Annotated in this window: 23 protein-coding genes; 17 read left to right on the forward strand and 6 right to left on the reverse strand. The window is 63.7% G+C overall.

The genetic code is table 11. The features are described 5' to 3' along the window. The 8 genes from manD to PYR64_RS00520 all read left to right on the forward strand — a co-directional run bounded on the left by manD (position 1) and on the right by PYR64_RS00520 (position 9,078). Positions 1-1,230, forward strand: coding sequence for a D-mannonate dehydratase ManD (gene manD, locus PYR64_RS00485; protein WP_039239482.1), 1,230 nt, complete (start codon positions 1-3; stop codon positions 1,228-1,230). Beyond that, positions 1,220-1,768 carry a gluconokinase gene (locus PYR64_RS00490; RefSeq protein ID WP_275777692.1) on the forward strand — a complete coding sequence of 183 codons (549 nt, stop codon included), beginning with the start codon at positions 1,220-1,222 and terminating at the stop codon, positions 1,766-1,768. The genes manD and PYR64_RS00490 overlap by 11 nt, the downstream gene beginning before the upstream one ends. Positions 1,769-2,112: 344 nt before the next feature. Next, on the forward strand, positions 2,113-3,237 hold the full coding sequence (chvE, locus tag PYR64_RS00495) for a multiple monosaccharide ABC transporter substrate-binding protein (RefSeq protein ID WP_026267409.1): 1,125 nt from the start codon (positions 2,113-2,115) through the stop codon (positions 3,235-3,237). Positions 3,238-3,360: 123 nt separating this feature from the next. Further along, positions 3,361-4,890: a multiple monosaccharide ABC transporter ATP-binding protein gene (gene mmsA / locus PYR64_RS00500; protein ID WP_020608553.1), complete on the forward strand. Its 1,530-nt coding sequence runs from the start codon at positions 3,361-3,363 to the stop codon at positions 4,888-4,890. 5 nt (positions 4,891-4,895) lie between these two features. After that, positions 4,896-6,179, forward strand: coding sequence for a multiple monosaccharide ABC transporter permease (mmsB, locus tag PYR64_RS00505; RefSeq protein WP_018779453.1), 1,284 nt, complete (start codon positions 4,896-4,898; stop codon positions 6,177-6,179). Between the two features lie 90 nt (positions 6,180-6,269). Then, positions 6,270-7,253: a LacI family DNA-binding transcriptional regulator gene (locus tag PYR64_RS00510; RefSeq protein ID WP_275777696.1), complete on the forward strand. Its 984-nt coding sequence runs from the start codon at positions 6,270-6,272 to the stop codon at positions 7,251-7,253. Positions 7,254-7,263: 10 nt separating this feature from the next. Next, positions 7,264-7,848 carry an orotate phosphoribosyltransferase gene (gene pyrE, locus PYR64_RS00515; protein ID WP_018779451.1) on the forward strand — a complete coding sequence of 195 codons (585 nt, stop codon included), beginning with the start codon at positions 7,264-7,266 and terminating at the stop codon, positions 7,846-7,848. A 105-nt stretch (positions 7,849-7,953) separates the two neighbouring features. After that, complete coding sequence (locus PYR64_RS00520) at positions 7,954-9,078, forward strand: thioesterase domain-containing protein (protein WP_275777698.1); 1,125 nt, start codon at positions 7,954-7,956, stop codon at positions 9,076-9,078. A 14-nt stretch (positions 9,079-9,092) separates the two neighbouring features. On the opposite strand, the gene PYR64_RS00525 is transcribed toward PYR64_RS00520, so the two are convergent. Both PYR64_RS00525 and PYR64_RS00530 read right to left on the reverse strand, forming a co-directional pair. Beyond that, entirely contained in the window at positions 9,093-9,794 is a 702-nt protein-coding gene (locus tag PYR64_RS00525) for a tyrosine-protein phosphatase (protein ID WP_275777700.1), read from the reverse strand. Between the two features lie 12 nt (positions 9,795-9,806). Next, the gene (locus tag PYR64_RS00530) at positions 9,807-10,637 is read right to left on the reverse strand and encodes an HAD-IIA family hydrolase (RefSeq protein WP_110505386.1); all 831 of its coding nucleotides are present in this window, start codon (positions 10,635-10,637) and stop codon (positions 9,807-9,809) included. Between the two features lie 117 nt (positions 10,638-10,754). Here PYR64_RS00530 and PYR64_RS00535 point away from each other — a divergent pair, with 117 nt between their 5' ends. From PYR64_RS00535 to PYR64_RS00565, 7 genes are all read left to right on the forward strand, one after another. Continuing rightward, positions 10,755-11,282 carry a PadR family transcriptional regulator gene (locus PYR64_RS00535; protein ID WP_275777703.1) on the forward strand — a complete coding sequence of 176 codons (528 nt, stop codon included), beginning with the start codon at positions 10,755-10,757 and terminating at the stop codon, positions 11,280-11,282. Then, entirely contained in the window at positions 11,279-11,989 is a 711-nt protein-coding gene (locus PYR64_RS00540; protein ID WP_018779446.1) for an ABC transporter ATP-binding protein, read from the forward strand. The genes PYR64_RS00535 and PYR64_RS00540 overlap by 4 nt, the downstream gene beginning before the upstream one ends. 11 nt (positions 11,990-12,000) lie before the next feature. Next, the gene (locus tag PYR64_RS00545) at positions 12,001-14,244 is read left to right on the forward strand and encodes an FtsX-like permease family protein (protein WP_275777705.1); all 2,244 of its coding nucleotides are present in this window, start codon (positions 12,001-12,003) and stop codon (positions 14,242-14,244) included. Between the two features lie 258 nt (positions 14,245-14,502). Next, complete coding sequence (locus PYR64_RS00550) at positions 14,503-15,792, forward strand: hypothetical protein (protein WP_275777707.1); 1,290 nt, start codon at positions 14,503-14,505, stop codon at positions 15,790-15,792. Positions 15,793-15,897: 105 nt separating this feature from the next. Further along, entirely contained in the window at positions 15,898-16,569 is a 672-nt protein-coding gene (locus PYR64_RS00555; RefSeq protein ID WP_275780040.1) for a TrmH family RNA methyltransferase, read from the forward strand. A 261-nt stretch (positions 16,570-16,830) separates the two neighbouring features. Continuing rightward, entirely contained in the window at positions 16,831-17,886 is a 1,056-nt protein-coding gene (locus tag PYR64_RS00560; protein WP_227453710.1) for an IS30 family transposase, read from the forward strand. A gap of 104 nt (positions 17,887-17,990) precedes the next feature. After that, positions 17,991-18,923, forward strand: coding sequence for a hypothetical protein (locus PYR64_RS00565; RefSeq protein ID WP_210078490.1), 933 nt, complete (start codon positions 17,991-17,993; stop codon positions 18,921-18,923). Positions 18,924-18,952: 29 nt separating this feature from the next. On the opposite strand, the gene PYR64_RS00570 is transcribed toward PYR64_RS00565, so the two are convergent. Continuing rightward, positions 18,953-20,185: an IS30 family transposase gene (locus PYR64_RS00570; RefSeq protein ID WP_307730309.1), complete on the reverse strand. Its 1,233-nt coding sequence runs from the start codon at positions 20,183-20,185 to the stop codon at positions 18,953-18,955. A 207-nt stretch (positions 20,186-20,392) separates the two neighbouring features. Between PYR64_RS00570 and fbaA the strand changes: the two genes are divergently transcribed. Beyond that, complete coding sequence (gene fbaA, locus PYR64_RS00575) at positions 20,393-21,412, forward strand: class II fructose-bisphosphate aldolase (protein WP_018780061.1); 1,020 nt, start codon at positions 20,393-20,395, stop codon at positions 21,410-21,412. Continuing rightward, a complete protein-coding gene (locus tag PYR64_RS00580; RefSeq protein ID WP_039239501.1) occupies positions 21,412-21,834 on the forward strand; it encodes a DUF3151 domain-containing protein in 423 nt (140 codons plus the stop codon). Before fbaA ends, PYR64_RS00580 begins: the two co-directional genes overlap by 1 nt. A 65-nt stretch (positions 21,835-21,899) precedes the next feature. Here PYR64_RS00580 and PYR64_RS00585 read toward each other — a convergent pair whose 3' ends face one another. Genes PYR64_RS00585 through PYR64_RS00595 form a run of 3 tightly spaced genes read right to left on the reverse strand, consistent with a single transcriptional unit; the run spans position 21,900 to position 24,885 of the window. After that, the gene (locus PYR64_RS00585) at positions 21,900-22,721 is read right to left on the reverse strand and encodes an ABC transporter ATP-binding protein (protein WP_039239502.1); all 822 of its coding nucleotides are present in this window, start codon (positions 22,719-22,721) and stop codon (positions 21,900-21,902) included. Then, positions 22,718-23,782, reverse strand: a complete 1,065-nt coding sequence (fepG, locus tag PYR64_RS00590; RefSeq protein ID WP_275777713.1) for an iron-enterobactin ABC transporter permease — start codon at positions 23,780-23,782, stop codon at positions 22,718-22,720. Before fepG ends, PYR64_RS00585 begins: the two co-directional genes overlap by 4 nt. Beyond that, positions 23,779-24,885 carry an iron chelate uptake ABC transporter family permease subunit gene (locus tag PYR64_RS00595; RefSeq protein ID WP_018780065.1) on the reverse strand — a complete coding sequence of 369 codons (1,107 nt, stop codon included), beginning with the start codon at positions 24,883-24,885 and terminating at the stop codon, positions 23,779-23,781. The genes fepG and PYR64_RS00595 overlap by 4 nt, the downstream gene beginning before the upstream one ends. Positions 24,886-24,909: the final 24 nt, after the last annotated feature.

Here is a 24,909-nt window from a genome sequence, read left to right on the forward strand (position 1 = left end):
ATGAAAATCGTTGCCGCTGAAGTCTTCGTGACCAGCCCGTCCCGCAACTTCGTCACCCTGCGCATCACCACCGAGGACGGTGTGACGGGCATCGGGGACGCGACGCTCAACGGCCGTGAACTCGCCGTTGCCGCGTACCTGAAGGAACACGTCGCACAGCTGCTGATCGGCAAGGACCCGCACCGGATCGAGGACACCTGGCAGTTCCTGTACCGCAGCTCCTACTGGCGCCGTGGCCCCGTCACCATGGCGGCGATTGCCGCCGTCGACATGGCTCTGTGGGACATCAAGGGCAAGGTGGCCGGGATGCCGGTCTACCAGCTGCTGGGCGGGGCTTCCCGCAATGGGCTGCGCGCTTACGGCCACGCCTCGGGTGCAGATATTCCTTCCCTGTTCGACTCCGTCCGGGAGCACCTGGAGTTGGGCTACAAGTCCATCCGTATCCAGACCGCGATTCCCGGTATCAAGGCCGTCTACGGTGTGGCCGCGCAGGCGCAAGCCTCTGGCGAGCGTTACGACTACGAGCCCGCCGGACGCGGTGCCTTCCCGCAGGAAGAGGACTGGGACACCCGCGCGTACCTCCGCCACCTGCCCACCGTTTTTGAAGCAGTGCGCAACGAGTTCGGTCCGGAAATCCCGCTGCTGCACGACGGCCACCACCGCATGACCCCCATCCAGGCCGCCAAACTCGGCAAGGCCCTGGAGCCTTACGACCTTTTCTGGCTGGAGGACTGCACTCCTGCCGAGAACCAGGAAGGCCTGCGTCTGGTCCGCCAGCACACCACCACCCCGCTGGCCATTGGCGAAATCTTCAATACCGTGTGGGACTACCAGACCCTCATCAAGGAACAGCTGATCGACTACGTGCGGGCGGCCTCCACCCACTTCGGTGGCATCTCACCGCTGAAGAAGGTCATGGACTTCGCTGCGCAGTACCAGATCAAGTCCGGCTTCCACGGCCCCACGGACATTTCCCCGGTGGGCTTCGCCGCGCAGCTGCATGTGGGCCTGGCCATCCACAACTACGGCATCCAGGAATACATGCAGCACTCGGACAAGACCAACGAGGTCTTCCAGCAGTCCATGACCTTCAAGGACGGCTACCTGCACCCGGGCGACAACCCCGGCATCGGCGTCGAATTCAACGAGGAGGCCGCTGCCGCATTCCCGTACCAGCAGGCCTACCTGCCCTACAACCGCCTCGTGGACGGCACCGTTCATGACTGGTAAACCTCTGTCCGGTGCGAGCGCCCATCACCACATCGTGGTGATGGGCGTCGCAGGCTGCGGAAAGAGCACCGTGGGTGCGGCCCTCGCCGAACGCCTCGGCGCTGGATTCCTCGACGGCGATTCGCTGCACCCGCAGGCGAACATCGACAAGATGGCAGCGGGTACCCCGCTGAACGACGACGACCGCGCACCATGGCTGGCCGAGATCGGAAGGCGGTTCCCGGCGTCGGAATCTTCTCTTGTCATCGCGTGCAGCGCGCTTAAGCGCTCCTATAGGGACATCATCCGCGACGCCGACTCGTCCGTCGTGTTCGTGCACCTGCAAGGGACGCGCGAACTGCTGGACGCACGCATGAAGGCGCGGCCCGGGCACTTCATGCCGCCTTCGTTGCTGGACCCCCAACTTGCCACACTGGAAATCTTGCAGAATGACGAAGCCGGGGTAGTGGTGGACATCGCACAGCCCGTCGCGGACATCGTGAATGAGGTGGGCTCAGCGCTGGCTGGCCTGGATACCCCAACAACGGAGCGCGTCTGAAGCGCCATTGTCCTTTTCCGCCATCACGGAGCAACACCTCAAACCCGGCATCGCCCACCAGGCGGTGCCGGGTTTTGTTGTTCCGGAGAGTGACGCGGGTCATTGTGAACGCTAACAACGTTGTAAATCAAGACTTTGGCGAAGGGGCACTGCCTGCAACCAATTCGTGATCTACAGCACTTGACCCCGGGTATTGTTAGCGTTCACAATGGCATTCGCAATACCTTTTCAATGGCTTGTGCAGCCCCCAGCACGCAGGCCACATCCAGCTTCACCGTGCCGGACGCGCAGATGCTCCGGCTGCATCAGAGTTCGCGGCACTGCTGCCGCGGAAGGAGAGCATCGTGAGATTGAAAAAACTCCTGGGCGCCGTAGCGGTCGTCCTAACCTTGACCGTCGGAGCCACAGGCTGCGGCAGCCGTGGAGGCGCGGCGGAGTCTTCCAGCACCGCAAAGCCCAGCGATTCGCTGGTAGGCATTTCGATGCCGACGCAGACATCGGAGCGTTGGATCGCAGACGGTGCCAATGTTGAGAAATCCCTGAAGGACCTCGGCTACAAGACGGACCTGCAGTTCGCCAACGATGACATCCCCACGCAGGTTTCCCAGATCGAGAACATGCTGACCAAGGGTGCGAAGGCACTCATCATCGCCGCCATCGATGGCACCACGCTGACGGACGTCCTGGCCAAGGCCAAGGAACAGAACGTCAAGGTCATCGCTTACGACCGCCTCATCAACGGAACGCCGAACGTGGACTACTACACCACGTTCGACAACTACACCGTGGGCGTCCAGCAGGCCACGTCGTTGCTGACGGGTCTGGGACTCGTTGATGCCAGCGGCAAGAAGGTAGAGGGCAAGGGCCCGTTCAACGTCGAATTGTTCGCGGGCAGCCCGGATGACAACAACGCCAACTTCTTCTGGACCGGCGCAATGGATACCCTCAAGCCGTACCTGGATGCAGGCACCTTGAAGGTCCCCAGCGGCCAGACCAAGTTCGAGCAGGCAGCCATCCTCCGCTGGCAGGCACCCGTTGCCCAGAAGCGCATGGAAGACATCCTCACCTCCGCCTACAGCTCCGGCACCAAGCTCGACGGCGTGCTGTCCCCGTATGACGGCCTGTCCATCGGCATCATTTCCGCTCTGACCAGCACCGGCGGTTACTCCACCGGAAAGCTCCCGGTCGTGACCGGCCAGGACGCTGAAAAGGGTTCCGTGAAGTCCATCATCGCGGGCGAGCAGTACTCCACCATCTTCAAGGACACCCGCCAGCTCGGCGCCCAGGCCGTGAAAATGGTAGACGCCGTACTCAAGGGCAGTGAGCCCGAAACCAACGACACCAAGACCTACAACAACAAGGTCAAGGTTGTTCCGGCATACCTTCTGAAGTCCGTCATCATCACCAAGGACAACTACAAGAAGGAACTCATCGACTCGGGCTACTACACCGAAGCCGACGTCAAGTAACCACCTCCCCAATCTGTGGCCCCACCGCCCTGTGTTGCAGCGCGCAGCGGTGGGGCCACAGCATCCCAGTGCCTGTCGAGTCCTCGACCCGGCCCAGTTTCAACCAGTCAGCGGGAATTGACGATGAACGTACCCATTCTTCAAATGCGAGGAATCACCAAGACCTTCCCCGGTGTAAAAGCCCTTCAGGACGTCACCCTGGACGTCAACCGAGGTGAGGTTCACGCCATTTGTGGTGAGAACGGAGCCGGGAAATCCACCCTCATGAAAGTGTTGTCCGGCGTTTACGCGCACAACACCTTCGACGGCGACATCCTGTTCGAGAACGAACCCTGCGAATTTTCCAGCATCACGGACAGCGAGAAGCGCGGCATCGTGATCATCCACCAGGAACTGGCCCTGAGCCCGTATCTGTCGATCGCCGAGAACATCTACCTGGGCAATGAGCTTGCGAAGAACGGCTGGGTGGACTGGCGGAAGACCAACCTGGAGGCCGCCAAACTGCTGGCCCGGGTGGGCCTCAGCGAGAATCCCGTAACGCCCATCCAGCACATCAGCGTGGGTAAGCAGCAGTTGGTGGAGATCGCGAAGGCGCTCTCCAAGGAGGTGAAGCTGCTCATCCTCGATGAGCCCACGGCGGCGCTGAACGACGAAGACTCGGACCACCTGCTGGACCTCATCCTGCACCTCAAAGGCCAGGGCGTCACCAGCATCATCATCAGCCACAAACTCAACGAGATCCGCAAAGTGGCCGACGCCGTCACCATCATCCGCGATGGCAAATCCATCGAGACACTGCGCCTGGACCAGGGACAGATCACCCAGGAACGCATCATCCGGGGCATGGTGGGACGCGATCTCGAAAGCCTGTATCCGGACCGGACCCCAAACATCGGTGAAGAAGTCCTCCGCATCGAGGATTGGACGGTCCAGCATCCACAGGACCACTCGCGGATGGTGGTCAGCAACGCCAACCTGACGGTCCGTAAGGGTGAGGTTGTTGGGTTGGCCGGCCTCATGGGTGCGGGCAGGACCGAGCTCGCAATGAGCGTTTTCGGCCGCACCTACGGCCGTGCGGTCTCCGGCAAGGTTTACAAGTACGGCCAGGAGATCAACACGTCCACGGTTTCGGATGCAATCGAGCACGGAATTGCGTACGCCACCGAGGACCGGAAGCACTACGGCCTGAACCTGATTGAAGACATCAAGCGGAACATCTCCATGGCTGCCCTGAACAAGCTGGCCAAACGCGGTTGGGTGGACGGCAACCAGGAAACCACGGTGGCCAACCATTACCGCAAGAGCATGAACATCAAAGCGCCTTCGGTCGCTGCGATCACGGGCAAGCTCTCCGGCGGGAACCAGCAAAAAGTGGTGCTCAGCAAGTGGATGTTCTCCGACCCCGACGTCCTCATCCTGGACGAACCCACGCGTGGGATCGATGTGGGCGCCAAGTTTGAGATCTACACGATCATCGCCGAGCTGGCGGCCTCGGGGAAAGCGGTCATTGTGATCTCCTCCGAACTGCCGGAACTCCTGGGCATCTGCGACAGGATCTACACGCTCTCAGCGGGCCGCATCACCGGCGAGGTCCCCATCGCCGAAGCCACCCAGGAAACCCTCATGCACTACATGACTCAAGAGAAGGAATAGCCACCATGTCCGCCCTACGAGAATCCCTTGGCTTCCTCACAAGCCGCCTCCGCCAGGTTGGCATCTTCGTCGCCCTGATCCTGATTGTCATCCTCTTCCAGGTCCTCACCGACGGCATCCTCCTTCAGCCCCAGAACGTCACCAACCTGGTGGTCCAGAACAGCTATATCCTGATCCTTGCCATCGGCATGGTGATGGTCATTATTGCCGGTCATATCGACCTCTCCGTCGGCTCGATTGCCGGCTTCATCGGCGCCGTGGCCGGTGTGATGATCGTGCACTGGGGCTGGGCCTGGTGGCTCGCCATCCCGGCGTGCCTCCTGGTGGGAGCCCTTGTGGGTGCCTGGCAGGGTTACTGGATTGCCTACGTTGGTATCCCCGCATTCATCGTCACCCTTGCCGGCATGCTGATCTTCCGCGGCCTGACCCTGATTACCCTCAAGAACCAGCAGATCACCCCGTTCCCGAACGAATTGCGCGCCCTGGGCGGCGGCTTCCTGCCGGACATCTCCGGTGGCACGTCCGTCCTTGAGTGGCTGACCGTGATCCTGGGTGTCGGCGGTACGGCAGCCATCCTTTTCCAGGCTTTGAAGGAACGCCGGGTGCGCCGCAAGTTCAACCTGGAGAACGAACCGATGGCGTGGTTCGCCGTCAAGAACGGTTTCATCGCGCTCCTGATGCTCATCATCACCTTCCTGCTGGCCAGCTACCGCGGAACCCCGATTGTCCTGGTTGTCCTGGCAGTCCTTGTGATCCTGTACTCGGCGCTGATGAGCAACAGCATCTTTGGCCGCCACACCTATGCCATTGGCGGCAACCTCCACGCCGCCGAGCTGTCCGGCATCAAGACCAAGAAGGTCACCTTCCGGCTCTTCGTCAACATGGGCGTCCTGGCCGCGCTGGCGGGCCTGGTCTTCACGGCCCGCCTGAACTCGGCACAGCCTGCCGGCGGTACCGGGTTCGAGCTGGACTCCATCGCTGCAGCGTTCATCGGCGGCGCAGCTGTCCAAGGCGGCATCGGCACCGTGGCAGGAGCCATGATCGGTGGCCTGATCATGGGCGTCCTGAACAACGGCATGTCCATTCTCGGCCTGGGCACTGATTACCAGCAGCTCATCAAGGGCCTGGTGCTCCTGCTGGCTGTCGGCTTCGACATCTTCAACAAGAACCGGACCGGTGCCGGCGGAGGTTCCTCCATGGGCCGCCGGTTCAAGTGGAAGACCACGCCTCCAGCTGCCGAAGCGGCACCCGCTTCCACGGCGGAGCCTGTGGGCGTCGACGCGAAGTAGCATCTGATGCCACGCGGTGAGCAACCGCCAACACTGCGGCCCCGGGTTTTGCCCGGGGCCGCCCCCGACTCACCGAGCCGGCCCCCGGTAATGGGGGATGTGGCGAAGATGGCCGGGGTTTCCCACCAAACGGTTTCCCGTGTCCTGAACAACCACCCGAACGTCAGCCATAACACAAGGCAACGGGTGGAAGCGGCAATAGCCCGCCTCGGCTATCGCCGGAACACCGCAGCACGGAGCCTGGTGACGCGTCGGTCGCGGACCATTGGTGTCCTTGCCTGCGAAACGGGGCAGTTCGGGCCGGCGAACACGTTGCTTGGAGTCGAGCAGGCGGGCAGGGAAGCCGGATACTTCGTCAGCATCGCGAATCTTCGCGAAGTGACCAGTCACAGTATCAACGACGCCATGGGCCACTTCCGCAGCCAATCCGTGGACGGCATCGTCATCCTGGTTCCGCATCCCGATGTCCTTGCGGCCCTGCATGACGTTTCAGTCCCTGTGCCGATCGTGGCCGTAGGCGCCGGTGCGGGAAACCAGCTCACCGGAGCGTCCCTCAACCAGCGTTTGGGAGCCAGGCTGGCCGTGGAACACCTGATCGGGCTGGGGCATCGCAGCATCGCCCACATTTCCGGGCCCACGCACTGGATCGACGCGGCGGAGCGCATTGAGGGCTGGCGGGAGGCGATGGACACGGCCGGACTCGAGGCGAGCGTCCTGCTCCAGGGTGCCTGGGATGCCGCATCCGGATACCAGGCCGGACGGGAACTCATCGACCACGACTCCGTAACCGCTGTATTCGTAGCGAATGACCAGATGGCCGTCGGCGTCCTCCGCGCCCTCCAGGAAGCCGGCCGCCACGTACCAGGCGATATCAGCGTGGTGGGCTACGACGACCAGCCGGAGGCCGGGTTCTTCATGCCTCCCTTGACCACCATCAAGCAGGACTTCGAGGAACTCGGGCGAAAAACCATGGAAGAGATGCTGCACCAGCTGGAGGGGAAAGCAGGAACCCGGGACCAGATCGTGGATCCGCGACTGGTCATCAGGGCAACCACGGCTGCACCGGCACACTAAACTAGGAGCCATGACTTCCACCAGTTTCCCTGCAGTCGACACTGCTGCTGCCCGTGCCCGCCTTCTTGAACTCATCAAAGAGCTGGCGGTGGTCCGCGGCAAGGTTATCCTCTCCAGCGGCAAGGAAGCGGACTACTACATCGACCTGCGCCGCATCACCTTGCACCACGAGGCCTCCAAGCTGGTAGGCCAGGTAATGCTGGCAATGATCGACGACGCCGGCGTTGCGGTTGAGTGCGCAGGCGGACTCACCATGGGTGCCGACCCTGTCGGTACCGCTGTCATGCACGCTGCTGCCGATGCCGGCCGTGCCGTGGACGCCTTCGTCGTCCGCAAAGCCCAGAAGTCCTACGGCATGGGCCGCCAGGTGGAAGGTCCCTCAGTCGAAGGCCGCAACGTGGTGGTCCTCGAGGACACGTCCACCACCGGCGGGTCCGCGCTGACCGCCGTCGAAGGTGTCCGCAAGGCGGGCGGCAACGTGGTGGCCGTGGCTGTAATCGTGGACCGCAACACCGGTGCCAAAGAGAAGATCGAAGCCGAAACCGGCGTTCCGTACCTCTTCGCTTTCGGCAAGGACGAACTGGGCCTGGACTAAACAGATTCCGTCCGGTTCCTGATTGCAAGAGCACATCCTAAGGGCACCGACTGTGCACAAACTGCGGGGATGTAAGGCAGTGCCGCCGAAGCCTATGCTTGCTGCGTGGACGTTCAAGTAGGGAAGCTCCCGGCGCCGCCGGAGGTGACTGAAAACCCTCCCGCGCCGGTAACTCCGGAACCTGAAACGGCGGGGGATCCGGGCTCCTGGGCCCGGATCCTGCCTTACGCTGCCCGGCTCAAGAAGACGTCCCGCCGTAATTTCCTGACCTACGCCGGCATTTCCGCAGCCCTGGCCGGGGACATGCTATTCACCAGGCGCGTCCAGGCGGAGCGCCGGGCCACCAAAATCCTTCGGGTCCCGGACCCGTACTCGGACCTGTACTTTCCCAAAGCCAGTTGGATCCTCTTTCCCGGGTACAAAACCAGTTGGGAAGAAGCACAGTGGATCCTCAACTCGCTGCGTCCTGCACTGCACCAACGCGGCCGCCTGGCCGCCGTCGGATATTCCAATCTGGGCCTGGACGTCGATGAAGTAGTCCGCGCAATCATCCTGCATGTCCGCGAGCTGGAACTGGAGAAGCTGTACTTCTACGGTCACAGCTTTGGCGGAATGCTCGCGACCCAGGTTGCTGCACGCCTGCTGGAACTCCATGGCGTGGAAACGCAGGTGATCGTCCTGGATTCGAGTCCGTTCAGCCGCGCAGACGCCCTGGACCAGAGCTGGTTCGACGGCGTTGTGTTCCTTTATGAGAACGGCTTCCGCATTCCTTCGGTGCTGCGCGGGGGCTATGAGCTGGGGGAGCGCGTGGTTCACAAGGACGAGCGCACGTGGCGGCAGATCCTCGATCAGACGATGGAACAGCTTTCGCCCATCGCGCCTTCCAGTGTCCTGATCCAGACAGAGTCGGCCTACATCTACCACTTTGACGGGCTGCGGTTCGCGGGCAAGATCGGTGGCGCCAAGATGGCGTTCATGGGCAACTCCAAGGACGGCACCGTGGACTACGAATCGGCGCGTGCGGGATGGAGCAAGGTTTTCGGCGCCAACATGGCCCTGCCCACCCTGAGTACCGAGGGCGCACGGCCGGCGCACGCGAGTCCGCAGTGGAACGCCGGCGTATACCGGCCATTGCTGGAAAAGGTACAGGATGAGCTCCTGCCCCTGCCGCCCGAACCGGAGGAACCGTCGTACCAGGAGCCCAATGGGAAGATCATCAGGCCTGCGTAAGGTGGCTGGAGCGTTCAGCGCAACGCTTCAACCTCGACGGCGGTGAGGCCCGCTTCACGCAGGAAGCCGCCGACATCGCCGAATTCCTTGGAGAATCCGGCCAGGAAGTGCCGCATGGCAGCTTCCGGGCTCTGCAGGATCATGAGGTCGGGGCTGAAATACTCTGCCGCAGTTGATGGGACTCTGAGCCGCCATGTTTCGGCCATTACCTCCAGGACGTCCGGCAGGTTGGCGGTGGTCGCCACATAGTCGGCTACTACGTCGTCCTCGGTCCCGCCTGCTGCCAGGAGCCCGACCGCGGAAACCACGCCGGTCCGGTCCTTGCCCAGTGAGCAATGCACCAGCGTGCGTTTGCCACGCGCCACGGGTCGCAGGGCCTCAGCCACCCATTCGGGCCGCAGCCGGATCCAGCCGAGGTACAGCTCGCCCAGGTCCTCGGCCGTCTCCACGGCTTGGAGCGACCCCGCGATGGCGTTGGGGTCCAGTGGGTTATGGATGAGTTCGACGGCGGGTGGGGCTGCAGCGGCCGGCCCGCCGCCGCCGTCGTGAACCAACCACGGAACGAGCGAGCGCTCCAGCTCGCTGCGCAGGTCAACGATGGCTTGGATGCCGTGTTCCACCAGGAACCCTGACGTTGCCGCGGCATCCAAGCCGAACGGCTGGCTCCCCCTGAGAATCCGTCCCCCCGCCAGGGGACGCAGATTGAGCACAGCCATGGTGGTTCCTTCTTAGATCTGGCTCTTCAGGTCGGCCACTGAATTCAGGATCTGGTTGGGCCGGAAGGGGAAGGACACGATTTCCTCGCGCTGCGTGATTCCGCTGAGCACCAGGACCGTGTGCAGGCCCGCTTCCATGCCGGCCACGATGTCCGTGTCCATGCGGTCGCCGATCATGGCCGTGGTCTCCGAGTGGGCATCGATCTGGTTCATGGCGGAGCGGAACATCATGGGGTTCGGCTTGCCCACGATGTACGGTTCGCGGCCCGTGGCCTTGGTGATCATGGCCGCGATGGCACCTGTAGCGGGCATGGGACCGTCCTTGGAAGGGCCGGTGGCGTCCGGGTTGGTGGCGATGAAGCGGGCGCCGGCCAGGATGTGGCGGACGGCCATGGTGATCGCTTCGAAGGAATAGGTGCGGGTTTCGCCGAGGACCACGAAATCGGGGTCGGTGTCCGTGAGGATGAATCCGGCTTCGTGCAGGGCGGTGGTGAGGCCGGCCTCGCCGATGGTGTACGCGCGGTTGCCCGAATCGGAGGACTGCACCTGGTCCTTGAGGAACTGGGCTGTGGCGAGTGCGGAGGTCCAGATGTTCTCTTCGGGGACTTCCAAGCCGGACGCACGAAGGCGGGCTGCGAGGTCGCGCGGGGTGAAGATGGAGTTATTGGTCAGCACCAGGAAGCGCTTGGACGTATCCACCCAGCGCTGGATGAGCTCGGCTGCGCCGGGGATGGCCTGGTTTTCGTGGACGAGGACGCCGTCCATGTCCGTGAGCCAGCATTCGATCTCGTGGCCATTACGGTAAACCGACGTGGACGGGTGGGGCGTGGTTTCTTCTGCCATATTTGCCTCCGGCTGGGGTTGTTCATGCACTGCTTCCCAGTCTTTCATCATTCGGGCTGCCGGACATCACGTAGCGGTGCTGGTGTTTAACTATAAACTGAGTGTATAGATGGAGTCGTGAACAACTCACTTACCCTCCTTGGCCTCTTGAGCCGCGAAGCCAGTTACGGCTACGACCTCAAGCACTCCTATGACCGATACTTCGGGGCCGGAAAAGCCCTGGCGTTCGGGCAGGTGTATTCAACTCTGGCGCGCATGGTCCGCGACGAACTGATCCGCGCACTGGGAGAAGAGACCGGGGGCGGTCCCGACCGCAAAAAGTACGAAATCACACTGGCCGGTGAGGCCAAGGTCCGCGAATGGCTGTTCACCCCGGACGTCCCCTCGGAATCACTGCAAAGCAACCTGTTCGCCAAGACAGTGATCGCCCTGCTCCTTCACGACGATGCTGAGCGGCTCCTTGACCTGCAGCGCAGCGAGCACATGGCCCGGATGCGTGAACTGACCAGGCTCAAGAAGGACGCGGACTTGCTGCAGGTCCTGATGTGTGACCACGGGTTGTTCCATATCGAAGCGGACCTGCGGTGGATGGACCTTACCAGTGCCCGTCTGACCCAACTCACGAAGGAGCTGATGGGCGTATGACCACAGACAACACAGCCCCCATCCTCAGTGCCCGCGGTCTCCGCCACTCCTTCGGCCCAACGGAGGCACTGAGAGGCATCGACCTCGATGTCCACCCGGGAGAAGTTCTTGCCGTCATGGGCCCTTCCGGATCCGGAAAGTCCACCCTGCTGCACTGCCTGGCAGGCGTCCTGACGCCCGACGCCGGTTCCGTCACCTACAGCCCTTCCGGACGAACCCCCAGCGATATCAGTTCCTTGCGCGAGCCCCAACGCTCGCGCCTGAGATTGACGGAGTTTGGGTTCGTATTCCAGTTTGGGCAGCTCCTGCCGGAGCTCTCGGCCGCCGACAATGTCAGCCTTCCGTTGCTCCTGGACGGGATCAACCGCCAGGAGGCCCTCCGTAGATCTTCGGACCTCCTGGAGCAGCTCGGGCTGGGCGGCCTGAGTGCCAAGTTGCCTGGTGAACTGTCCGGTGGCCAGGCCCAGCGTGTGGCGGTTGCCCGTGCGCTGGTGACCTCCCCTGCCTTGTTGTTTGCGGACGAGCCTACCGGTGCCCTCGACTCACTGGCCTCGGAAGCTGTCCTGACCCTGATGCTGGAACTTGTGCGTCAGGCGGGAACCACGGTAGTGATGATTACCCATGATGCCCGCACCGCTGCTTACGCCGACCGGGAAGTCATCGTCCGCGACGGCGTCCTGGGTGCCGGCTACCGGGTGTCCCCGTGAATGCCGGAAAGATGCGACTGAACACAGGCTTGTTGCGCCTTGCGGTGCTTGGAAGCCGGTCCGCCTACGGCAGGCTTGCCGGAATCGCGGGAGGCGTCGCCGTCGGGGTTTGCCTGTTGTTATTGCTATGGGGTGGAGCAAACGGGCTGCAAGCCCGGGACGATCGCGGCGCGTGGCTCCGCGAATCGGGTAGTCCCTCCGTCTCCGGGACCCTCGACGCTTCAGGGAGCGCAGCCCCCATACCTTTGACGCCGGATAGCGCGCTGATGCGTACCAGGGGCGCAGAGGTCTTCCGGGACAAACTCATCGAGCGGCGCGACTTCGCGGCCCTGCCGTCCACCACCATGGAAATTCCCGGGATCGGCAGGCCGCCTGAACCAGGAAGCTACTACGCATCGCCGGCCCTGCAGCGCCTTATTGAATCCACGCCCGGGGACCAGCTGGGTGACCGCTTCGGTAAATTCGCCGGCATCATCGATGACTCGGCACTCCCGGGCCCGGACTCGCTGATGGTCATCACGGGTGGGCAGGAAGCTGAGCTTCGCCGAGGCGGTAGCGCCGCCATCGTGTCGGACTTCACCAGCAACCCCTACGGGGGCAGCGCGGCCAGCTACGTCACAGTATTGATGATCGGCGCCCTCGCGGTGTTCTTTCCGGTGCTGCTGTTGATCAGCATCGTCACTGGGCTGGGTGCCGCGCAGCGTCGGGAACGCTTTGCCACACTGAGGCTCATCGGAGCGTCAACACGCACGGTCTCACGGATAGCCGCCGCTGAGGTTATGATTCCCGGCCTTATCGGCGCGGTCGTGGGTGCGGGTTTGGCCGTCGTCTTGACCCCGTTGGCGGCGGAGGTACCGGTCAACGGCAGCAGGATGTTCGCCACGGACCTGCACACCGGGTGGACTGCTGCAGTGATGGTGGTGGCCATGGTGGTGGGGGCCTCAGCGCTGGTTGCCGCTTTAAGGACCGCCCGTGCCGACGTGGGGCCCTTGGGCGTGAACAGGACCGTGCACGACAAAGTCCCCACGGCCTGGCGCGCATTGCCGCTGCTTCTTGGCTTGCTCTTCATGGGATCGGCTGTGGTTATCATCCGTGTCCTGAAAATCCGGCTTCCCTGGCTTGAGTCGCCCTTGTTGGTAGTTGGCTTCATGGCCGTGTTGGCGGGGATCGTGGTGATCGGCCCCTGGATGACCAGGACCGTGAGCCGTGCCGGGTTGCGATACGCCGGGAGTGCAGCCGCGGTCATCGCGGCCAGCCGCATCCAGAGGACCCCGGTGGCGACTTTCCGTTCGGTCTCCGGTTTGGTTGTCGCCGTCTTCGTCGTGTCCGTGTTTGCCGGGGCATCCAGTATTGTCCAGTCGGACGAGGGTCCCGTGGCGCGGCCCGGTCTCCTTCAGCCCACGAGTCTGCAGGCGACGGTCCGTTCCGGGGATACAGAACGGCCGGGGGAGCTGCAGGCCTCTGTGGCGCGGACCGTCTCGGAGGCCACATCAAAGCCCGGCATCCGGAGCGCTGTTATCGGATACGGCCCCGCCGCGTTGTCTGAAGCCGGCGCTGGGTCCGAGCTCGTCTTCACCAGCAAGGACGCCTTGGAGTTGGGGTTCAAAGACATCCCTTCCTCCGGGGTCGTCGCTGTGGACGGGACCTTCCTCTACTTTTGGACCACGCAACCGCTGTCGCTGAGACCGGCGCCGGCCGGAAGCCTCGAGGGTCTGGTCCCCGTGGTGGTGGTGCTCGGGACGGACGGCACGCCTGAGGCCATGGACCGCGCCCGGACAGTATTGGACAGCTCGGCCGCAACGGCCACACCAGCGAGTGCCACCCCCGATGTCCAACTGCAATCGTCCCGCCGCCTGATCCAGGGTTTGGCTGCGTTGGCATATCTGGGCATGTTCGTCGCGGTTGCCATCGCCGGGTTGTCCCTGGCTGTCGGGACCGCTGCGGCCATCATGGACCGCAAACGCGTCTTCGGCCTCATGCGGCTCATGGGGATGCCCGCTTCTGTGCTTCGGGGGATCATCACCCGTGAAGCTGTCGTCCCCCTTCTTAGTGTTTTGCTGCTCTCCGTGAGCCTCGGCTTCCTGACCGCTTGGCTCATGGTGACGGCCATCAACGACAACTATCAAGTGGCCTGGCCGGAACCCGGCTACTTCGTTGCTCTGGCGGTGAGCCTTGCCCTTTCCTGTTGCGCCGTAGCGGGAACCTTCGGCCTCATCCGTGGAAATGCGGCCATGACAGCCACCCGTTTTGAGTGATGCGCTTCCCGTTGGGCCCCGGCATTTCGACGGCGTGACTTGCGTTGGGCGCGCCGGCCTGGTCTACGCTTGTTCCGGCGCCGGCCTGGATGCGGCGCTGGACTGATTGCGGCGTGCTCGCGCGCCGGCACCGTGGGTCGGGGGATCGACACGGTGAGCACCACGCCGTCCGCTTCAGCAGGTCCCTCGTTCCGGATAGACCACCGGTTGTGTCCGCAAGGATGTTCCGGTGCCCACAGCATGTGAAAGGGCCTTGCCATGAGCAACAACAACGGCGTACCCCAGCCTCCCTACAATCCGGACGGCGTACCGCAGCCACGCTACGACACGGGCAAAGAGCAGTACCGCCAGTACCAGCCCGGGCAAGCGCAGCCCATGTACCAGCCGGAAGCCCAGCAGCAAGGCCAGCCGCAGCCGGAGGGCCAGCAACGGTCGGAAGGCCAGCAACCGATCCAGCCGCAGCCAGCCCAGCCGCAGGACGCGCCGACGCAGGCTTTTCCGACGCAGGCTTTTCCTGCACAGCACGACCCCACCCAGGCCTTCCCCGTGCAGCAGGGCCATCCCGGTAACCCCAACCAGCTGGGCTACCCGGGCCACCCTGGCAACCCCAACCAGCCCGGTTTCCCACCGCCCGGCGGCCCCTACCCGGGCCAGCCAACGGGACCCGGCCAGAACCCGGGTGACCACAACAGGAAGTCCCTGTTCCTGATCCTCGGCGGTGTCGCCGTCGTCGTGATCATTGCCCTGGTAGTTGCGTTCACCTGGTTGATTCCGTCCCTGACCAAGCCGACTGCCGTTGACTCGCCGTCGCCTTCGGTCACGTCCTCGGACGAGGCGTCGGATGCGGCCGCTGAGCCGTCTGCGGATCCGTCCGCCGAGGCTGAGCCTTCCGGTGACGCGTCGGCGTCCACCGACATCCCGGCCGGGGCCATCCCGCTGCCGTCAGCATGGGAGAACTTCGCGGGCCCCAGCAACGTTCCAGCGGACGGCGACCCGTTGTTCAGCAAATGGGTCACGGGCGAATCGTCCTTCCAGTACTTGGCCGAGTGGACCCACGACGAATCATTCGGCATCACCAAGGACCCCACCACGGGCGAAGAGATCCAGAAGAAGGCCCAAGGCACGGTGGAGACCGACGGCGACGGGATCGCGCTCGCCTATGCCTTCTTCGCTGAATCCGAGGAAGGCAAGTTCGGCAAGGATCCGGCGGAAATCAAGAAGGCCCTGGAAGATATCGAGGCCCGGTACAAGGGCATGACAGCCACTGAACTGCCGCAGAACCTGGTAGGCCACAAGTGCGCCTCGGACTTCAAGACCTCCATGCCGGAGATCCGTGAGTTCCGTCGTGGTGCGGCTGTTGTTGTCGGGTTCACCTGCACCAACGCCCGCGGCGAGGCCATCCAGGCAGTGAACCTGTTCTCCGTTACGCCATGGGGCACTCCGCAGATGCTCGGTGTCAGCGGACACAAGACCTACTGGGACGCGCACCCGGGTCTCTTCGAGCAGCTGGCCAACTCGTACCGCATCAACAAGTGGAAGATGGGCTAGGAACCCGCGCTCCAACGGGCCACGGGCTCAATCGGGGCACGGGCTCAAGCGGGGAAACGGCAGGGCTAAAGTTGAGGGGTGACTGACCTTCCCCCCAACACAGCCCTGCCCGCACCTGCCGCGTCCCCGGAGGGGACCACCGCAGAAGGCGAGGCCGAAGCGAAGGCGGAGGTCGGCGTCGGGCCCTGGGAAGGCGAGTGGCCGGTTGGCGAGCACTGGGATCCGGACCTCCTGCGTGACGGCGACCGGCGCAACGTGGTTGACCAGTACCGCTATTGGAAGCACGAAGCTATTGTCGCCGACCTCGATTCGAAGCGGCACGATTTCCACATCGCCATTGAGAACTGGCAGCATGACCTCAACATCGGCACCGTGGTGCGGACCGCCAACGCCTTCCTCGCCAAGGAGGTCCACATCATTGGCCGACGGCGGTGGAACCGTCGCGGGGCCATGGTCACCGACCGCTACCAGCACGTCCGCCACCACCCCACGGTTGAGGACTTCGTCCAGTGGGCCGAGGGGGAGGGGCTTGCCGTGATCGGCATCGACATCTTCCCGGATTCCGTACCGCTTGAAACGTACGATCTCCCGAAGAACTGCGTCCTGGTGTTCGGGCAGGAAGGTCCCGGTCTCACGCCTGAGGTGCACGATGCCGCCGTCGCAACCCTGTCCATGGAGCAGTTCGGCTCCACCCGGTCCATGAATGCGGCCTCCGCGGCGGCCATCGCCATGCACGCGTGGGTGCGCCGCCACGTGTTCCAACAGCCGGTCTCGTAGCTTCCCCGAGGTGGCACTTAATGACAGTCCCGGTGCGGCGTCTTCAGGTGGCTAGTGCAACACCCCTGTAGTTGGAGGGGTGTCATGGTCAAGAAGTTGCCGTGGTCGGTTCGTGCGTGTGCGTATGAGCACTTGCTGGCGGGTGAGGACACGGGACGAAGTGCTGCCGCGGCTGGGGTGTCCCGGCAAGCGGTGTCGCAATGGGCGAAACTAGCGGGCATGGAACTTATCTCCGGCCCTGGTGGTGGCGTGCGTCTTCCGATGGCTTCGGAGGTGCTTTCGCGGGATAAGGAGCGAAGGTACCGGCGGCTGACTTTGGAGGACCGGGCTTATATCAAGGCCTGTCTGGGCTTGCCGGAGCCGCGTTCCATGCGACAGATCGCCAAGGAGTTGGGCGTGCATCCATCAACGGTGTCCCGGGAGATCCGCCGACACAGTATCGAGCATTGGGCCCGGCGCTATTACGACGCCGGGGTTGCCCAACACCGGGCACTGGTCCGCCGTAGACGGAACCGGCCCGTGAAGCTCTCTGCGGGAACGGCGGTGTGGAAGGAGGTCGTGGCACGCTTGAACCAGCGTTTCTCACCTCAACAGAGCGCTGCGGACCTGAAGAAGACGTTCCCCGAGCAGCCGGAGATGCACGTGTCCCACGAGTCAATTTACCAAGCCCTTTACGTGCAGGGCCGGGGTGCCTTGCGGCATGAACTTGCCGTGGAGAAGGCCCTACGTTCGGGCCGGACCGGTCGTAAGCCCCAATCAAAGCTGCCTGCCAGGAACGTAAGGCCCTGGCTTGAAGGGGCCCGGCTGAGCGACCGGCCCGCCGAAGTCCAGGACCGGGCCGTGCCCGGCCATTGGGAAGGTGATTTGGTCGTGGGTCCCGGTAACTCCGGGATCGTCACCTTGGTCGAGCGCTCCTCACGGTTCACTTTGCTGGGCCGGCTGCCGGGAGCCAGGGACAGCGCGACGGTCATCGAGGTCATGCAGAAAATGATCCACACCCTGCCCCAGGCGATCCTTAAAACGATCACCTGGGACCAAGGCACGGAAATGGCTCAACACGCCAAGTTCACAGTAGCGACCGGCTGCCAGCTGTTCTTCTGTGACCCGCACTCACCCTGGCAACGCGGCACGAACGAGAACACCAACGGACTGGTCCGCGATATCCACCCCAAAGGCACGAACTTCAACCAGGTCAGCGACGAAGAACTCGCCCACACCCAGCACCTGCTCAACATCCGACCGCGTCAAACACTCCAATGGGACACCCCAACTGAAAGACTGACCAAACTAATCGATGGTGTTGCACTAGCAAGCTGAAACCGCCTGCTCGGGATTGTCATTAAATGCCACCTCGGCGGGGCGCGTGCGGCGAAGGCTGTGGATAACCCGATGCGCACCCGGCGGACCAGCAAGAATGGGGCATGCGCAGGGCACCACTTCCGGATCATCTGGCCACGGGTTCCTTCTCTGTGCACGCATCGGACAAGGCCGGGGTAACCCGGTCACGGACACGTGCCAAGGACTTGGTGCTGGTTTCCAGGGGAATTCGTGTCCCGGCTGCGTCCGATGCTTCCGGAGCCGCCGCCTTGCGCGCCTACACGGACCTGGATGACTCCTCCATCCTCGTCTCGCTGTCGGCGGCGCGGCTCTGGGGTATTCCAGTGCCTGCCCGGCTCAGCGGGGATTGGCGCATCCACCTTGCACGACGCCGGGGATTCAGTTTTCCCCGCAGGGTCAACGTGGCGGGACACCTCCTCACGCTCCTTCCGGAGGAAACGGTGGAGTACGACGGCGTCCGAGTCACCTCGCCTGCGCGGACGTGGCTGGACTTGGCCGCGTTGTCCACCGTGGAGGACCTGGTTGCAGCCGGCGACTACCTCGTGTCCTCTCATGGCCCCGATTTCCCGGTGCCCAAAGAAGCGTTGTGCAGTATCGCAGAGTTGCAAGATGCCGTGGGAAGCCATCCGGGCATGCGGGGAGTGCGGACTGCTCGGGCGGCACTGGAACTCATCCGTGTCGGCGCCGACTCCGCCCCCGAATCGCGGATGCGTCTGGCCCTGGTCAACGCCAACCTGCCCGAACCCGTGCTCAACCACGCGATCCGCAATCAGTTCGGCCAGGCCGTGCTGTGGCCGGACGCCGCCTACCTTGAGTACCTGGTCTCCCTCCAATACGACGGCCAACACCATGGCGGCGCGGAGCAACACTTGCGGGATATCGAGCGCCAAGAGAAGTCGCTCGCCCTTGGCTGGCTGGAAGTCCGGATTTCCAAGCATGACCTCGAAGGTGAGCGGCCCGCCGTCGTCCATAAAGTCCGCCGTGCCCTCCAGAGCCGCGGCTGGCGCGCGAGGTGACATCTAATGACAATCGCAGCGCGGCGGTTTCAGCTTGCTAGTGCAACACCATCGATTAGTTTGGTCAGTCTTTCAGTTGGGGTGTCCCATTGGAGTGTTTGACGCGGTCGGATGTTGAGCAGGTGCTGGGTGTGGGCGAGTTCTTCGTCGCTGACCTGGTTGAAGTTCGTGCCTTTGGGGTGGATATCGCGGACCAGTCCGTTGGTGTTCTCGTTCGTGCCGCGTTGCCAGGGTGAGTGCGGGTCACAGAAGAACAGCTGGCAGCCGGTCGCTACTGTGAACTTGGCGTGTTGAGCCATTTCCGTGCCTTGGTCCCAGGTGATCGTTTTAAGGATCGCCTGGGGCAGGGTGTGGATCATTTTCTGCATGACCTCGATGACCGTCGCGCTGTCCCTGGCTCCCGGCAGCCGGCCCAGCAAAGTGAACCGTGAGGAGCGCTCGACCAAGGTGACGATCCCGGAGTTACCGGGACCCACGACCAAATCACCTTCCCAATGGCCGGGCACGGCCCGGTCCTGGACTTCGGCGGGCCGGTCGCTCAGCCGGGCCCCTTCAAGCCAGGGCCTTACGTTCCTGGCAGGCAGCTTTGATTGGGGCTTACGACCGGTCCGGCCCGAACGTAGGGCCTTCTCCACGGCAAGTTCATGCCGCAAGGCACCCCGGCCCTGCACGTAAAGGGCTTGGTAAATTGACTCGTGGGACACGTGCATCTCCGGCTGCTCGGGGAACGTCTTCTTCAGGTCCGCAGCGCTCTGTTGAGGTGAGAAACGCTGGTTCAAGCGTGCCACGACCTCCTTCCACACCGCCGTTCCCGCAGAGAGCTTCACGGGCCGGTTCCGTCTACGGCGGACCAGTGCCCGGTGTTGGGCAACCCCGGCGTCGTAATAGCGCCGGGCCCAATGCTCGATACTGTGTCGGCGGATCTCCCGGGACACCGTTGATGGATGCACGCCCAACTCCTTGGCGATCTGTCGCATGGAACGCGGCTCCGGCAAGCCCAGACAGGCCTTGATATAAGCCCGGTCCTCCAAAGTCAGCCGCCGGTACCTTCGCTCCTTATCCCGCGAAAGCACCTCCGAAGCCATCGGAAGACGCACGCCACCACCAGGGCCGGAGATAAGTTCCATGCCCGCTAGTTTCGCCCATTGCGACACCGCTTGCCGGGACACCCCAGCCGCGGCAGCACTTCGTCCCGTGTCCTCACCCGCCAGCAAGTGCTCATACGCACACGCACGAACCGACCACGGCAACTTCTTGACCATGACACCCCTCCAACTACAGGGGTGTTGCACTAGCCACCTGAAGACGCCCGCGCGGGATTGTCATTAAATGCCAACTCGGCGGAAGTGTTAAGAGCCCCAGTGACCCGAAACACGGCGCCCCCGCGGATATCGCTAGGATGGGTGCTAGCCGTAAGCGGTCTACTCCAGGGTTACCAACCCACAGACGAATTCAGCATAGGAGTCACCATGCCCATTGCAACCCCAGAGATTTACTCCGAGATGATCGACCGCGCAAAGGCTGGCGGATTCGCTTTCCCTGCGGTCAACGTGACGTCGTCGCAGACTCTGAACGCTGCGATCCGCGGTTTCGCCGAGGCCGAATCGGACGGCATCATCCAGGTTTCCACCGGTGGCGCAGCCTACTGGTCCGGCGCTTCGGTCAAGGACATGGTTGCCGGTTCCCTCGGCTTCGCCGCGTTCGCCCGCGAAGTTGCCAAGAACTACAACGTCAACATCGCCCTGCACACGGACCACTGCCCGCAGGACAAGCTGGCGGACTTCGTTCTGCCGCTGCTGGCCGCTTCCGAGGAAGCCGTCAAGGCCGGCAAGGACCCGATCTTCAACTCGCACATGTGGGACGGCTCGCACGAGACCCTCTCCGAGAACCTGCGCATCGGCCGTGAACTGCTGGAGCGCGCAGCTGCTGCCAAGATCATCCTCGAGGTTGAAATCGGCACCGTTGGTGGCGAAGAAGACGGCGTTGAGAACGAGATCAACGAGAAGCTCTACACCACCACCGAGGATGCCCTCGCCACCATCGAGGCCCTGGGTGCCGGCGAAAACGGCCGCTACCTGACCGCACTGACCTTCGGCAACGTGCACGGTGTGTACAAGCCGGGCAACGTGAAGCTCCGCCCCGAACTGCTCAAGCAGATCCAGGCTGAGGTTGGCGCCAAGATCGGCAAGGAAAACCCGTTCGACCTCGTGTTCCACGGCGGCTCCGGCTCCACGGAACAGGAAATCGCTGACGCCGTTTCCTACGGTGTCATCAAGATGAACATCGACACCGACACCCAGTACGCCTTCACCCGCCCGGTTGCCGGCCACATGTTCTCCAACTACGACGGCGTCCTGAAGGTCGACGGCGAAATGGGCAACAAGAAGACCTACGACCCCCGCGTCTGGGGCGCTTCCGCTGAAGCCGGCATGGCCGCGCGCATCGTCGAAGCCGCCCAGCAGCTCGGATCGGTGGGCAAGACCTTCTGATGTCCGACGAATTCCGGAAGAACCTGATGGGGCCGGAGCCCACGCTCCTGCCCGCCGAGAACGAGATCTACCAGCACTTGGCCCTCGGCAAGGAAGCACTGGACCTCGTGGCGCAGAACCCCACATCGTCACTGCTGTGGGCCATCCTCGCCGAGGAGGCCTGGGCGGAGGGCCGGACCATCGAGTCCTACGCCTACGCCCGGGTCGGTTACCACCGCGGCCTCGATTCGCTGCGCCGCAACGGTTGGCGCGGCGTCGGACCCATCCCGTGGGAGCACGAGCCCAACCAGGGCTTCCTGCGCGCGCTTTACGCACTGGGCCGGGCCGCTTCGGCGATCGGTGAAGCTGAAGAACCTGAGCGGATCGAGAAGTTCCTGAACGACTCGGACCCGAAGGCCAAGGCAGCGCTCGAAGCCCGCTAAAGCCAAGCAAACGAACGACGGCGACCCTCACCAAAAGGCGAGGGTCGCCGTCGTCGTTAAGGGCGTCAGTCCGTGACGGCTGAGTGCCGCGGGCGTCCCAGCGGGACCACCAGCGGCGTGTGCGTCACGGGGTCATCGATGATTTTGCAGGCCATCCCGAACACTTCCTCCACCAAGGACCCGGTGATGACGTCGGCGGGGGCGCCTTCGGCCACCACCACGCCGTCCTTCATGGCGATGATGTGGTCCGCGTAGCGGCTGGCGTGGTTGAGGTCGTGGAGCACGGCAACCAGTGTGTGGCCCTTGTCCAGGTTGAGCTCGCGGAAGAGTTCCAGCAGCTCGATCTGGTGAGCAATATCGAGGAAGGTGGTGGGTTCGTCCAGGAGCATCAGCGGCGTCTGCTGGGCGAGCACCATGGCCACCCACACGCGCTGCCGCTGACCGCCGGAGAGCTCGTCCACCAGGCGCCCGGACAGGGCCGAGACTCCGGTGGCTTCCATGGCCTCCGCTACCGCGGACTCGTCCTCCACACTCCACTGCCGCAGGAGTTTCTGGTGCGGGTACCTGCCACGGGCCACGAGATCAGCGACCGTGATGCCGTCGGGGGCGATGGAGGACTGGGGGAGCAACCCGAGCCGGCGCGCCAGTTCCTTTGCGGGCAGCGACGTCACGGATTTTCCGTCCAACAGCACCTGTCCGCTGCGGGGCTTGATGAGCCGGGCGAGCGCCCGCAGCAGCGTGGACTTGCCGCAGGCGTTGGGCCCGACGATCACCGTGAACTTCCCCTCGGGGATGCGCACATTGAGGTTCTCGGAGATGACGCGCTGCTCATAGCCAATGGTCAGGGCTTCTGCGTGGAGCTGCGGTGCAGCAGTGGTGAGGCTCATGATTTCCTTGCTTCCCTGGCCAGCAGCCAAACGAGGTAGATACCGCCGATGCACACCGTCACAACCCCAACTGGCAGTTGGATCGGAGCGAAGAGACGCTGCGCCGCGAGGTCGCTGGACACCAGCAGGAAGGCACCCATCACCGCGGAAGGCACCAATGTGATGCCGGCACTCCGGGTGAGCCGCCGGGCAAGCTGGGGAGCGGCGAGGGCCACGAAGGCGATGGGACCGGCCACTGCAGTGACGGCAGCCGTCAGCGCAACGCCCAGGATGAGCAGCAGCAAACGGGTGGGTTCGGCCCGGACGCCCAAGGCGCGGGCGGCGTCGTCGCCCATTTCCAGGAGCTGCATGCGACGCGCCACGGCCAGCGTGGCCAAACCAACCACAACAACCACGACGGCGGCCGGCGCCGCTTGCTCCCACGTGATGCCGTTGAGGGACCCGGCTCCCCAGACGGCGGCCGCCAGTGCGGCCTCGAGTTCGGCTTGCAGGATGAGCCAGTGGTTCAGCGCAGCAAGCATGGCGCTGATGCCGATGCCCACGATGATGAGCCGGAAGCCCTGGGAACCACGGCGGTAGGCCAGCAAATAGACGGCCAGGGCTGTGAGGACTCCGCCCACCAAGGCGCCGGCCGCAACTCCCGCATAACTGCCACCCACCGTGAGCATCACAATGAGCGCCCCGGTGTAGGCACCCGTATTGAAGCCGATGATGTCAGGGCTGCCCAGCGGGTTGCGCGTCATGGACTGGAAGATGCCGCCGCTCATGCCAAGCGCCGCACCGAACACCAGCGCCGCCACGACCCGGGGAAGGCGCCATTCCATGACGATTGTTTGGGCGAGCCCCGGGGCATCGCCGGTGAAGGCTTGCAGTACTTGTTGTACGGAGACCTCGTAGTCACCCGTGGCCAGCGAAACCACGGCTACGGCAAGCGCGGCCAGAAGCAGCGGAACGCAGACGAGCATGCTGCGGATATCCAGCCGGAGGCTCAGCGAACGGTTGCGGACCACAGCAACAGGCCGGCCGAAGTCGACCCTCTTCCCTGGGTCCAGGCGGCTCATAGCCCGCTCACTTTCCGGCGCCGTGCCAAAGCAATGAGTACAGGCGCGCCGATGAACGCTGTCACCACACCTACCTGCAGCTCACCGGGTGCGGCAACCCTGCCAACAACGTCCGATACCAGCAGCAGGATGGGGGAGAGCAGGACTGTCGTGGCCATGATCCACCGCTGGTCCGGGCCCACGATCCACCGGGCCACATGGGGAACCATGAGTCCCACAAAGCCGATGGCGCCAGCTCCTGCTGTGGCTGCGCCGCTGAGGAGGGTGATGGCCACGACGCCCAGGATGCGGGTGCGGTTGACGTTGGCGCCAAGGGAAGTGGCGAGGTCGTCTCCCAGTGCCAGGGCGTTGAGGCCACGGACGCAGAACAACGCCACGAGCAATCCCACGCCCATGAACGGTGCCACCGTGGCAACGGACTCCATGCTGCGGGTGTCCAGTGAGCCGATGCTCCACGAGCGCAGGTGGTCAAAGGCCTTGGGGTTCAGGAGCGTGAGTCCGGAGCCAATGCCGGTGAGGACGGCGCCCAGGGCAACACCGGCCAGTGTCAGCCGGATGGGATTCACCACGTTCCGTCCTGAGGTTCCGATCAGGTAGACCGCTGCGGTGGTGAGGATGGCCCCGCCAAACGCGAACCAGATGTAGCCGCTCAGGGTAGCTACCCCGAAGACACCAATGGCCACCACGATCGCAAACGAGGCACCCGCGTTGACCCCGAGGATGCCGGGATCGGCCAGTGGATTCCGGGTAATGGCCTGGATCAGCGCGCCGGCCATGCCCAAGGCGACTCCCACAGCGATCCCCATCAAAGTGCGCGGCAACCGGCTTTCAAGGATGATCGCGTGATCGGCGGTGTCCTGCGGGTTGGTGAAGGCCTGGAGAATGGTGGACGCCGGGATGAGCTTCGCACCGACACCCAGGCTTAGCACCACGGCACCGAGAAGGATTGCGGCCGCCGCGAACAAAAAGGTGACGCGCCAGCCGGATCTCTTGACGACGCCGCCGCGTGGGGCCGCGTTGTCACCTGACTGGGCCGCGGTTGCTGGCTCGCCGGCGTGCGGCTTGGGAGCGGGAGCCATCAGTTGGGACACGACAGGGACCATTTCAGAGAGGGGCAATAAAGGTAG

This window comes from Paenarthrobacter sp. Y-19 (genome assembly GCF_029223985.1).
Taxonomy (GTDB): Bacteria; Actinomycetota; Actinomycetes; order Actinomycetales; family Micrococcaceae; genus Arthrobacter; species Arthrobacter nicotinovorans.

Coding starts and splice junctions, on each gene's coding strand:
- PYR64_RS00530 (WP_110505386.1), bottom strand. CDS start 10,637: ATGGCAGAAGAAACCACGCCCCACCCGTCCACGTCGGTTTACCGTAAT.
- PYR64_RS00565 (WP_210078490.1), top strand. CDS start 17,991: ATGCGCAGGGCACCACTTCCGGATCATCTGGCCACGGGTTCCTTCTCT.
- PYR64_RS00550 (WP_275777707.1), top strand. CDS start 14,503: ATGAGCAACAACAACGGCGTACCCCAGCCTCCCTACAATCCGGACGGC.
- PYR64_RS00545 (WP_275777705.1), top strand. CDS start 12,001: ATGCGACTGAACACAGGCTTGTTGCGCCTTGCGGTGCTTGGAAGCCGG.
- pyrE (WP_018779451.1), top strand. CDS start 7,264: ATGACTTCCACCAGTTTCCCTGCAGTCGACACTGCTGCTGCCCGTGCC.
- mmsB (WP_018779453.1), top strand. CDS start 4,896: ATGTCCGCCCTACGAGAATCCCTTGGCTTCCTCACAAGCCGCCTCCGC.
- manD (WP_039239482.1), top strand. CDS start 1: ATGAAAATCGTTGCCGCTGAAGTCTTCGTGACCAGCCCGTCCCGCAAC.
- PYR64_RS00560 (WP_227453710.1), top strand. CDS start 16,831: ATGGCTTCGGAGGTGCTTTCGCGGGATAAGGAGCGAAGGTACCGGCGG.
- fbaA (WP_018780061.1), top strand. CDS start 20,393: ATGCCCATTGCAACCCCAGAGATTTACTCCGAGATGATCGACCGCGCA.
- mmsA (WP_020608553.1), top strand. CDS start 3,361: ATGAACGTACCCATTCTTCAAATGCGAGGAATCACCAAGACCTTCCCC.
- PYR64_RS00525 (WP_275777700.1), bottom strand. CDS start 9,794: ATGGCTGTGCTCAATCTGCGTCCCCTGGCGGGGGGACGGATTCTCAGG.
- PYR64_RS00510 (WP_275777696.1), top strand. CDS start 6,270: ATGGGGGATGTGGCGAAGATGGCCGGGGTTTCCCACCAAACGGTTTCC.
- PYR64_RS00540 (WP_018779446.1), top strand. CDS start 11,279: ATGACCACAGACAACACAGCCCCCATCCTCAGTGCCCGCGGTCTCCGC.
- PYR64_RS00595 (WP_018780065.1), bottom strand. CDS start 24,885: ATGGTCCCTGTCGTGTCCCAACTGATGGCTCCCGCTCCCAAGCCGCAC.
- PYR64_RS00585 (WP_039239502.1), bottom strand. CDS start 22,721: ATGAGCCTCACCACTGCTGCACCGCAGCTCCACGCAGAAGCCCTGACC.
- PYR64_RS00490 (WP_275777692.1), top strand. CDS start 1,220: ATGACTGGTAAACCTCTGTCCGGTGCGAGCGCCCATCACCACATCGTG.
- fepG (WP_275777713.1), bottom strand. CDS start 23,782: ATGAGCCGCCTGGACCCAGGGAAGAGGGTCGACTTCGGCCGGCCTGTT.
- PYR64_RS00580 (WP_039239501.1), top strand. CDS start 21,412: ATGTCCGACGAATTCCGGAAGAACCTGATGGGGCCGGAGCCCACGCTC.
- PYR64_RS00570 (WP_307730309.1), bottom strand. CDS start 20,185: ATGGTCAAGAAGTTGCCGTGGTCGGTTCGTGCGTGTGCGTATGAGCAC.